General features: G+C 72.0%; 11 protein-coding genes. 6 read left to right on the top strand and 5 right to left on the bottom strand.

Going from position 1 to position 9,562, the window contains the following annotated elements; translation table 11 throughout:
• Window positions 1–63 precede the first annotated feature (63 nt).
• Window positions 64–783, top strand: coding sequence for an AzlC family ABC transporter permease (locus IC63_RS15570; protein WP_036722128.1), 720 nt, complete (start codon window positions 64–66; stop codon window positions 781–783).
• Window positions 783–1,115, top strand: a complete 333-nt coding sequence (locus IC63_RS15565) for an AzlD domain-containing protein (protein ID WP_036722112.1) — start codon at window positions 783–785, stop codon at window positions 1,113–1,115. The genes IC63_RS15570 and IC63_RS15565 overlap by 1 nt, the downstream gene beginning before the upstream one ends.
• Before the next feature lie 68 nt (window positions 1,116–1,183).
• Here IC63_RS15565 and IC63_RS15560 read toward each other — a convergent pair whose 3' ends face one another.
• The 4 genes from IC63_RS15560 to IC63_RS15545 all read right to left on the bottom strand — a co-directional run bounded on the left by IC63_RS15560 (window position 1,184) and on the right by IC63_RS15545 (window position 4,980).
• Window positions 1,184–1,834, bottom strand: coding sequence for a type 1 periplasmic-binding domain-containing protein (locus tag IC63_RS15560; protein ID WP_052042312.1), 651 nt, complete (start codon window positions 1,832–1,834; stop codon window positions 1,184–1,186).
• Between the two features lie 55 nt (window positions 1,835–1,889).
• The gene (locus tag IC63_RS18980) at window positions 1,890–2,090 is read right to left on the bottom strand and encodes an aa3-type cytochrome c oxidase subunit IV (RefSeq protein ID WP_084115981.1); all 201 of its coding nucleotides are present in this window, start codon (window positions 2,088–2,090) and stop codon (window positions 1,890–1,892) included.
• 65 nt (window positions 2,091–2,155) lie between these two features.
• On the bottom strand, window positions 2,156–3,292 hold the full coding sequence (locus tag IC63_RS15550) for an MBL fold metallo-hydrolase (protein ID WP_084115979.1): 1,137 nt from the start codon (window positions 3,290–3,292) through the stop codon (window positions 2,156–2,158).
• Entirely contained in the window at window positions 3,289–4,980 is a 1,692-nt protein-coding gene (locus tag IC63_RS15545) for an acyl-CoA dehydrogenase (protein ID WP_036722108.1), read from the bottom strand. The genes IC63_RS15550 and IC63_RS15545 overlap by 4 nt, the downstream gene beginning before the upstream one ends.
• Before the next feature lie 128 nt (window positions 4,981–5,108).
• Between IC63_RS15545 and IC63_RS15540 the strand changes: the two genes are divergently transcribed.
• Both IC63_RS15540 and IC63_RS15535 read left to right on the top strand, forming a co-directional pair.
• The gene (locus IC63_RS15540; RefSeq protein ID WP_232222643.1) at window positions 5,109–6,071 is read left to right on the top strand and encodes an L-threonylcarbamoyladenylate synthase; all 963 of its coding nucleotides are present in this window, start codon (window positions 5,109–5,111) and stop codon (window positions 6,069–6,071) included.
• A 104-nt stretch (window positions 6,072–6,175) separates the two neighbouring features.
• Window positions 6,176–6,988 carry a uracil-DNA glycosylase gene (locus IC63_RS15535; protein ID WP_052042311.1) on the top strand — a complete coding sequence of 271 codons (813 nt, stop codon included), beginning with the start codon at window positions 6,176–6,178 and terminating at the stop codon, window positions 6,986–6,988.
• Here IC63_RS15535 and IC63_RS15530 read toward each other — a convergent pair.
• Complete coding sequence (locus tag IC63_RS15530) at window positions 6,967–7,761, bottom strand: protein-disulfide reductase DsbD domain-containing protein (RefSeq protein ID WP_084115975.1); 795 nt, start codon at window positions 7,759–7,761, stop codon at window positions 6,967–6,969. The genes IC63_RS15535 and IC63_RS15530 overlap by 22 nt on opposite strands.
• Before the next feature lie 113 nt (window positions 7,762–7,874).
• Here IC63_RS15530 and IC63_RS15525 point away from each other — a divergent pair, with 113 nt between their 5' ends.
• Both IC63_RS15525 and IC63_RS15520 read left to right on the top strand, forming a co-directional pair.
• Window positions 7,875–8,477, top strand: a complete 603-nt coding sequence (locus IC63_RS15525; protein ID WP_052042310.1) for a YqgE/AlgH family protein — start codon at window positions 7,875–7,877, stop codon at window positions 8,475–8,477.
• 131 nt (window positions 8,478–8,608) lie between these two features.
• Window positions 8,609–9,562, top strand: a 954-nt coding sequence (locus IC63_RS15520; RefSeq protein ID WP_036722105.1) for an aspartate carbamoyltransferase catalytic subunit, incomplete at its 3' end; no start/stop codon positions are given.

Raw genomic sequence — 9,562 nt, 5'->3', positions numbered from 1 at the left:
CCTCTTGCCCCCGCCGCCCCGGCAACTAGGGTGGCGCGTCGCCGCAACCGGAACGCCGTCCTCATGCAGCCCGACCTTCTCCGTTCCGCTCGCGCCGGCTTCCTGCAGGCGCTGCCCTTCCTGCTGGTGCTGGTGCCGTTCTCGCTGCTGTTCGGGGTGGTCGCCACCGCGGCCGGGCTGGACGTGGCGCAGACGATGGGGTTCTCGGTCCTCGTCCTGGCCGGAGCGTCTCAATTCTCGGCCCTGCAGCTGATGACCGATCATGCGCCGGTTCTGATCGTGCTGGCCTCGTCGCTGGCGATCAACCTGCGGATGGCGATGTATTCCGCCTCGCTGACGCCGCTGATCGGCTCCGCGCCGGCGTGGCAGCGGGCGCTGGTCGCTTATGTGCTCATCGACCAGACCTACGGGCTGGCCATGCAGCGGTTCGAGAGATACCCCAGGCTCAGCGTCCCCGAGCGCATCGCCTATCTGTTCGGCGCGACGCCGGTGCTGTGCCTGCCGTGGATGGGCTTCACCTATGTCGGCGCCACCGCGGGGTCTTTGATCCCGGCCGGCTGGCCGCTGGATTTCGCGGTGCCGATCACCTTTTTCGCGATGATCGCGCCAATGCTGCGCACGCTCGCCCATGTCGCGGCGGCGGGCGTGGCGATCGTCACCGCGCTGCTGCTCGCGGGCCTGCCCTCGGGCACCAACGTGCTGGTCGCCGGGCCGCTGGGGATGGTCACAGGCGCCGTGGTCGAAGGCTGGAGCGCCCGCCGACGCCTCCGGGGGCGCGGCTGATGCAGGGCTATTCCGACGCCACCGTCTGGGGGATCATCCTGGCGCTGGGCGTGGGCACCTATCTGATCCGCTGGTCGTTCCTGGGGGCGATGGGCAACCGGCCGGTGCCGGAAAGGGCGCAGCGGCTGCTGCGCTATACCGCCGTCGCGGTGTTGCCGGCGCTGGTCGCGCCGCTGGTGATCTGGCCGCCCGGGACCGGGGGCGATCCCGACCCGGTGCGGCTGGGATCGGCGGCGGTCACGCTGGGGGTGGGGCTGGTCACCCGCAACACGCTCGCCGCGATCATCTGCGGCGGGGTGACGCTGGGGCTGGGTCACTGGCTGATCGGCTAGCGCGCGCCTGCCGAAAAGGGGCCGCGCCGGTGTCCCCGCGCGGCCCCCATGTTCCAGGCCGGCCCGGTTCAGCCGCCGGTGCGGCGGACCAGGTGGCCGCCCTGATAGCCCTCGATCGAGCCGTCCTTCTGGCGCAGCAGCACGTCGTGGTTGTTGGCCGGATCGCCGTCCTGCCAGCGCTGCGAGGTGACGCCGGGCAGCGTGAGGAACCACTCGCGCAGCTTCAGCGGGCTGAAGCCGGTCGGCGCGCCCTCGAACCCCGGCACGTGGCGCAGCGCCTGGCCGGTGTTCACCGCGCAATACATTTTCGGCGACGCCCCCTGCGCCTCGACGGCGCGGATGGCGGCGTCGGCGATCTCGCGGCTGACCGGGACGGTGTCCTCGGCCACCCAGTAGGTCGAGCGGGCGTGATAGTCGATGTAGAAGCGCTTGAAGTTGTCGTTGATCCCGTAAAGCACGTCGTAGCGTTCCGGGATGCGCGGATGTTCCCAGCTGCCCGCCGGGTCATAGATCACCCGCTGGCTGCCGTTGATCATCACCGCGGAATGGCCGCCCTCGCCGCGCGGGATGCCGATGACGGTGAACAACGTGATCGACGGCGGCTCGTTCGAGGTGAAACGCGCCGCGTTCACCGTCGAATCGTCGGCCCATTTGCTGTCGGCGCCGCAGGCCGCCAGCACGGCGGGCACGGCAAGCGCCAAGAAGGATCGCCTGAGCATGAAAGTGTCTGTCCCTTTGCTCCGCCCGTTCGCCCGGACGGTCGGTTGTCGCCCGTCAGGCGTTGGTCAGTGCCAGGAAGACCAGGACCAGGATGGTCAGCACCGCGCTCCACGTCATGAAGCGGACGAAGCCCTCGAAGGTGCGCTGCTGGGCGCTGCTGTCCATCGTGCCGTGTTCGTGATGGGCCACCGCGCCGTGGGTGGTGTGAAGCGTCGTGCCGTGGGTGGTCGCGGTGGTGTGGTGCGTCGTGGCCATCTGGTGTCCTTGCCGTCTGCCGGTGGTCCTGTCCGGCGTCGTGCTAGCCGAAATGCGGCCTCCTGTCACGCCCCATCGGGCACGGGGTCTTCGCCGCGCCACAGGATCCCGCCGCTGGCGGTCTCTCCCTCGGCGCGGACCGCCCCGCGGGCGGCCAGCGCGTTGATGTGGGCCACCGCCTCGGCCAAGGCGAGCCCGTATTCGCCCTCGCCGATGCGGCGGCGGAACAGCACGTCGAAACAGTCGACCGCGGTGCGCGGCGCCTGCGCCAGCACGCCGCTGAGGCGGCGCAGGGCGGAATGGTGGTTCTCGGCCAGCTGCTCGAGCCGGGCGGGCAGGCCGGTGAAGGGCAGCTTGTGGCCCGGCAGGACCAGGTGCCGGTGGTGGGCCCGCGCGGCCAGCCGAGCGCAGCTGTCCAGCCACTCCTGCACCGGGTTGGCGCCGGGTTCGGTCGCATAGACCCCGAGATTGGGCGAGATGCCCGGCAACAGCTGGTCGCCGCCGATCACCAGGTCGTCCGCGCCCGACCACAGCGTCAGGTGCTCGGCCGCGTGGCCGTTACCGACCGCCACCCGCCAGTCGCGGCGACCCAGATGCAGGGTGTCGCCGTCGCGGACCCGGCGATAGCCCAGGGGCAGTGGATGCACGACATCGGCGGTGTTCCACGGCCGCTCGGCGGCGCGGGCGGCCAGCCGCTCGGCGTCCATCCCGGCCCGGCGCCAGAAGTCGAGCTGCTCGGCCGTGGGGCGGTCCTGCACGTCCAGCTGCAGCATCCGGGCCATCAGCCAGGCGGTGCGGCTCGTCAGCAGCTCGGCCCCCTGCGCCACGAACCAGCCGGCCAGCCCGATATGGTCGGGGTGCTGGTGGGTGGCCAGCACCCGCACCACCGGCGCCCCGGCCAGCGGTCCGTCCAGCAGCCGCTGCCAGACCGCCCGCGACCAGCGGCTGTCAAAGCCCGTGTCCACCACCGTCCAGCCATCGTCGTCGCGCAGCGCATAGACGTTTACGTGGTCCAGCCGCATCGGCAGCGGCAGGCGCATCCACAGCACGTCCTCGGCGATCCGGGTGGCCTCGCCTTCGGGCGGAGGCTCTCCCCACGGGTGGCGGACCCCCTGCTCGGGCGGCTCGGGCGGCCTCGAGCCAGGGTCCGGGGCGGGGGCCTGCGCCGTCTCGAGGTCCAGCGGCGCCGCGGCGTCGGTCATGCGTGGCCCGCAAAGGCCGCGTCGGGGACGGCCTCGAGCTCGGCGGTCCCGGCCCGCGCCTCCGCCAGATCGCCGGCGTTGCGGGGCAGGATGCGGGTGACGAAGATGCGGGCCAGCGCCTTGCGGCTGTCATCGCCCGCCTGCGCGGCGATCAGGTGGAAATGCGCCCCCAGCACGCGCGCGAAGGCGGTCAGATACGGCACCGCTCCGGCAAAGCGGTCCTGCTGGCCCGATTCCAGCAGCGCCGAGGTCGCGTCGCGCAGCGTCTCGGCCGCGTCCCACACTGCGGTGGCCAGATCGGGCAGCGCCGCCTGCGCCGACTTGGCGCCGTCCAGCACCTCGTCGATCAGCCGGAACGCCATGTCGCCGCCGTCCATCATCTTGCGGCCGACCAGGTCCATCGCCTGAATCCCGTTGGTGCCTTCGTAGATCGGGGTGATCCGCACGTCGCGCAGATACTGGGCGGCGCCGGTTTCCTCGATGAAGCCCATGCCGCCATGCACCTGCACCCCCATGTCGGCGACGCGGCAGCCGACATCGGTGCCGTAGGCCTTGGCGATCGGGGTCAGGAACGCCGCGCGGGCGGTGCAGTCATCGTCACCGGTCGCCGCGGCCAGGTCCAGCGCCTGCGCGCAGGCCAGGCCGATGGCGCGGGCGGCAAAGACCTCGGCCCGGCCGGTGGCCAGCATCCGGCGCACATCGGCGTGGCGGATGATCGGCACGAACTGCACCCGGTCGGCCGCATAGGCGGCGGCGTGCTGCAGCGCCGCCTCGCCCACCGCGACGCCCTGCATGCCGACCGCCAGCCGGGCGTTGTTCATCATCGTGAACATCGCCGCCATGCCCTTGTGTTCCTCGCCGATCAGCCAGCCGGTGGCGCCCTCATAGCTCATCACGCAGGTGGGCGAGCCGTGGATGCCCATCTTGTGTTCCAGCGACACCACCCGCAGGCTGTTGCCGACGCCCGGCCGGCCGTTGTCGTCGGGGATGTGCTTGGGGACCATGAACAGGCTGATGCCGCGGGTGCCGGGGCCGCCATCGGGCAGCCGCGCCAGCACCGCGTGGCAGGTGTTGTCGTTCACGTCGCTGTCGCCCCAGGTGATGAAGATCTTCTGCCCGGTGATCCGGTAGGTGCCGTCATCGGCCCGTTCGGCCCGGGTGGTCAGCGCGCCAACGTCCGACCCCGCGCCCGGCTCGGTCAGGTTCATGGTGCCGTTCCATTCGCCCGAGATCAGCTTGGGCAGATAGATCGCCTTCAGCTCGTCGCTCGCATGATGCTCCAGCGCCTCGATCTGGCCCTGGGTCAGCAGCGGGTTCAGTTGCAGCGACAGGCAGGCGCCGGCCAGCATCTCGCCCACGGCGACGTTCAGCGTCTGCGGCAGGCCCGCGCCGCCGTGGTCGGGGTTGGCCGACAGCCCGACCCAGCCGCCCTCGGCGATGGCGCGGAAGCCCTCGGCGAAGCCGGGCGAGGACCGCACGGCGCCGTTTTCCAGCCGCGCGGGGGTCAGGTCGCTGCCCCGGTTCAGCGGCGCCAGCGCCTCGGTCGCCAGCCGGCCGGCCTCGGTCAGCACGGCGGCCACAGTGTCCTCGCTGGCCTCGGCGAAACGCTCGGTCGCGGCGACGGGGGCCAGCGGCACTACCGAGCGCAGGATAAAGGCGATGTCGTCAACCGGCGCGCGATAGCTCATAGGTCGGTCCCCCCCGGTTTGGCGCCCCGTGATCCCGGTTGCATTCCGGCCGGGCGCGCGTAATGGCTGAAATCTCTTTCCGGCGCCAGCCTATCCGCCGCAGGAACCGCCGCAACCCGGAACCGCTCGTGACCCCTCGCCCCGCCACATTGACCTTGCGTCCGGACCCGGACGGGATCGCGCAGGCGGCGCGCCTGCTGGCCGGGGGAGAGACCGTGGCGCTGCCGACCGAGACGGTCTACGGCCTTGCCGCCGACGCCCGGAACGGCACCGCGGTGGCGCAGATCTATGCGGCCAAGGGACGGCCCGACTTCAACCCGCTGATCGTGCATCTGCCCGATACCGCGGCCGCCGCCGCGGTGGGCGATCTGTCGGGCGATGCCGAGCGGCTGGCCGACGTGTTCTGGCCCGGCGCGCTGACGCTGGTCGTGCCGCTGCGGCCGGGCGCCGGGATCGCGGGGATCGTGACGGCGGGGCTGGACACGGTCGGGCTGCGGGTGCCGGCGCATCCGGTGGCGCAGGCGGTGCTCCGGGCCTCGGGGCTGGCGCTGGCGATGCCCTCGGCCAACCTGTCGGGGCGGATCAGCCCGACGACGGCCGCGCATGTGCTGGACCCCGCGGGCGGGCTGGACGGACGCATCGCCGCGGTGCTGGACGGCGGCGCCTGCCCGGTCGGGGTCGAATCGACCATCGTCGGCTGGCGTGGGGGCCTGGCGACGCTGCTGCGCCCCGGCGGCATCCCGGCCGAGGCGATCGAGGCCGCGCTCGGCGCGCCGCTCGCCCGCGCGACCACCGTTTCGGCGCCGGATGCGCCCGGCCAACTGGCCAGTCACTATGCCCCCGCCGCCCCCGTCCGGCTGGACGCCGACACCGCCCGCCCCGGCGAAACCCTGATCGGCTTCGGTGCCGTGCAGGCGGCGCTGACCCTGTCGGCCTCGGGCGACCTGACCGAGGCGGCGGCGCGGCTCTTCGACACGCTGCGCGCCGCCGACCGGCTGGGCCGCCCCATCGCCGTGGCCCCGATCCCGCATCACGGGCTGGGCCTCGCGATCAACGACCGCCTGACCCGCGCCGCCGCGCCGCGCGCCTAGCGCTTCTTCTTTGCGCAAATATCCTGGGGGAGCGCGGCACGCGCGGGGGCAAAGCCCCCCTCTTTCGCTCGACTCCGCCGCACCGAGCCCCTAGCCTGCCGCCCATGACCGCCGAGCCGACCTGGAAGGGCGCCGCCCTGGACGCCGCGACCGCGCTGGCGCTGCTGGAATGGCAGCGCGAGATGGGCGCCGACGAGGCGATCCTGGACGCCCCGCTGGACCGCTTCGCGGAACCGATTCGCCCGCCCGCGCAGGCCGAGGGCCCACCGCCCGAGCCGCCGCGGCCAGAGCTGCCGGGGCTCGAAGGGCTGGCAGCGCGCGCCGCCGCGATGGCGGGCAAGGCCGCGACGCTGGACGATCTGGCCCGCATCCAGGCCGGGTTCGAGGGGCTCGAGATCCGCCGCGGGGCGCGCAACTTCGTCTTTGCCGACGGCAACCCGGCGGCGCGGGTGATGATCGTCGGCGAGGCGCCGGGCGAGGAGGAGGACCGCCAGGCCCGCCCCTTCGTCGGCCGTGCCGGCCAGTTGCTTGACCAGATGTTCGCCGCCATCGGCCTGTCCCGCACCGCCGTCGACGCGGAAAACGCGCTGTATATCACCAACATCCTGCCCTGGCGCCCGCCCGGCAACCGCCGCCCGGAACAGGACGAAATCGACGCGATGCTGCCCTTCGTGGCTCGCCATGTCGAACTCGCCGGGCCCGATCTGGTGGTGCTGATGGGGAACACGCCCTGCCAGGCGGCGCTGGGGCGGCAGGGGATCCTGCGCCTGCGGGGCCAGTGGACGACCGCCTTTGACCGCCCGGCCTTGCCGATGACCCACCCGGCCTATCTGCTGCGCACGCCCATCGCCAAGCGCGAGGCGTGGGCGGATCTCCTGTCGCTCAAGGCGCGGCTTCAGGCCGGCGTGCAGCCCTGATATTCGACCGCTCCGCCGTCGCCGATCAGCGTCAGCCGCAGCGCCGCGTGATCCAGCGCGAAGGGCTTGCCCGAGGGGCCGACGAAATCCGCGGTCGCCGTCACCGCGGCGCCGTCGCGGCCAAGTTCGGGCTGCGAGACCCACATGTCCGGGGCGTCCAGCTCCATCGCCGCGGCCTCGGGCGGGGACCCCGGGACGGCGGCGGTGACACGCAGCCCGTCCTCGATTTCGGTGACCGTGCAGGTGACAGTCGCGGTGCCTTCGGCGGGCGCGCTGGCCAGCGCCGCGGTGATGCGGGGATCCACCCCGGCCGAGACCGGCCCCGGCGCGGACAGTTCCAGATGCGCGGGCACGCAGATATTCAGGCACAGGCCCAGGTCGATGGCGACCTTGCCCTCGATCGGCTGGCCGGGCGTCGCCGGGGTCAGCTCGATCGGCAGGATCAGCTGGTCGTGATAGCCCAGCGTGCGCGAGCCGTCCGATTCGATCACCTCGGGCTGCGGCCAGTGGGCCACGGCGCGGGTCACGTTCGGCGCCCCCGACCAGTCGAAAACCGGCGGCAACCCGGTTTCGCCGGGGCTGCGCCAGTAGGTCTTCCAGTCCGGCGCGAGGTCCAGATGCAGCGCCGTCATCACCGTGCCGTCGGCGGTGAGATGGGCGGGCAGCAGCTCGGCCTGTTCAAGCCCCGGCGGCAGGTCGGCCGCCGCCAGCGGCAGGGGGACCAGCGCCGCGAGGCCGGCGGAAAGCACGGTGGAAAGGACGATGCGTTTCATGCCGTTCAGTTAGGCATCCGCGCCCGCCGCGCAAAGTCACATCTGCGCCACATCGCCGGTCAATCTTGCACCTCGGGTCCGGGATGCCGATGTTGAGGCGGAAAGGAGCCTTCATGACGCGCACCCCCGAGACCGAAACCAGCCGCAATGCCGACAACCTGACGGGCAAGGTCCTGATCGCCATGCCCGGCATGGCCGACCCGCGCTTTTCGCACTCGGTCGTGCTGGTCTGCGCGCATGGGGCCGAGGGCGCGATGGGCATCGTGCTGAACAAGCCCCTGCCCGACATCGCCTTTGCCGAGCTGCTCGACCAGCTGGGGATCGAGGCCGAGGCCGCGCCCCCCTCCGTTCCGGTGCATTTCGGCGGCCCGGTCGAGCCGGGGCGCGGCTTCGTCCTGCACAGCGTCGGCGAAAGCGCCGACGAGGACGAGGGCATGATGCGGATCGGCGGCGGCGGGCTGGCGATGACCACAACCCGCAACATCCTCGAGGATATCGCCCGCGGCCGCGGCCCCGACCGGGCGGTGCTGTCGCTCGGCTATGCCGGGTGGGAGGCGGGGCAGCTGGAAAACGAGATGCTCGCCAATGGCTGGCTGACCGCCGATGCCGGCGACGAGCTGATCTTCGGCACCGACAATGCCGGCAAGTGGCAGGCGGCGCTGAAGTCGCTGGGCGTGGACCCGCTGATGCTGTCGGCGGCCGCCGGTCACGCCTGAAGGTGCCGCCGGACCGGGGCGCTGCCCCGGACCCCGGGATATTTTCGCAAAGAAGAAACGGGCGGGAGCGCGCCTTGCCCCGCACGCGGCGGTTTGCGATAGAGGCCTGACCCGTCCCCCGGAGGCCCGCCATGACGTTCCGCGCCCGCCATCTGCTTGGTGTCGAGCCGCTGGCCCCGGCCGAGATCACCAGCCTGCTGGACCTCGCCGAAAGCTACGTCGCGCTGAACCGGCGCACCGTCAAACATGGCGACGCGCTGGAGGGGCTGACCCAGATCAACCTGTTCTTCGAGAACTCGACCCGGACGCAGTCGAGCTTTGAACTCGCCGGCAAGCGGCTGGGCGCGGACGTGATGAACATGGCCGTGGCACAGTCGAGCGTGAAGAAGGGCGAGACGCTGATCGACACCGCGCTGACGCTGAACGCGATGCAGCCGGACCTGCTGGTGGTGCGGCACCCGAACTCTGGCGCGGTGAACCTGCTGGCGTCCAAGGTGAACTGCGCCGTCATCAACGCCGGCGACGGGCGGCACGAACACCCGACGCAGGCGCTGCTGGACGCGCTTACGATCCGCCGCGCCAAGGGGCGGCTGCACCGCCTGACCGTGGCGATCTGCGGCGACATCGCCCATTCCCGCGTGGCCCGGTCGAACCTGATCCTGCTGGGCAAGATGGAGAACCGCGTGCGGCTGGTCGGGCCGGCGACGCTGATGCCCTCGGGCGCGGCGGACTGGGGCTGCGAGGTCTATGAGGACATGGCCGAGGGGCTGCGCGGCGCCGACGTGGTGATGATGCTGCGCCTGCAGAAGGAACGCATGGACGGCGGCTTCATCCCCTCCGAGCGGGAATATTACCACCGCTGGGGGCTGGACGCCGAAAAGCTGGCGCTGGCGGCGCCGGATGCGATCGTGATGCATCCCGGCCCGATGAACCGGGGGGTCGAGATCGACGGGACGCTCGCCGACGACATCAACCGCAGCGTGATCCAGGATCAGGTCGAGATGGGCGTCGCCGTGCGCATGGCCGCGATGGACCTGCTGGCGCGGAACCTGCGGGCCGAGCGGGGGGCGAAGGCGGCGGGGGAG

The organism is Paracoccus sphaerophysae (assembly GCF_000763805.1).
GTDB classification, from domain to species: Bacteria; Pseudomonadota; Alphaproteobacteria; order Rhodobacterales; family Rhodobacteraceae; genus Paracoccus; species Paracoccus sphaerophysae.
The sequence above is the reverse complement of the archived record's forward strand: the minus strand, read 5'-3'. Positions and strand labels throughout refer to the sequence as shown.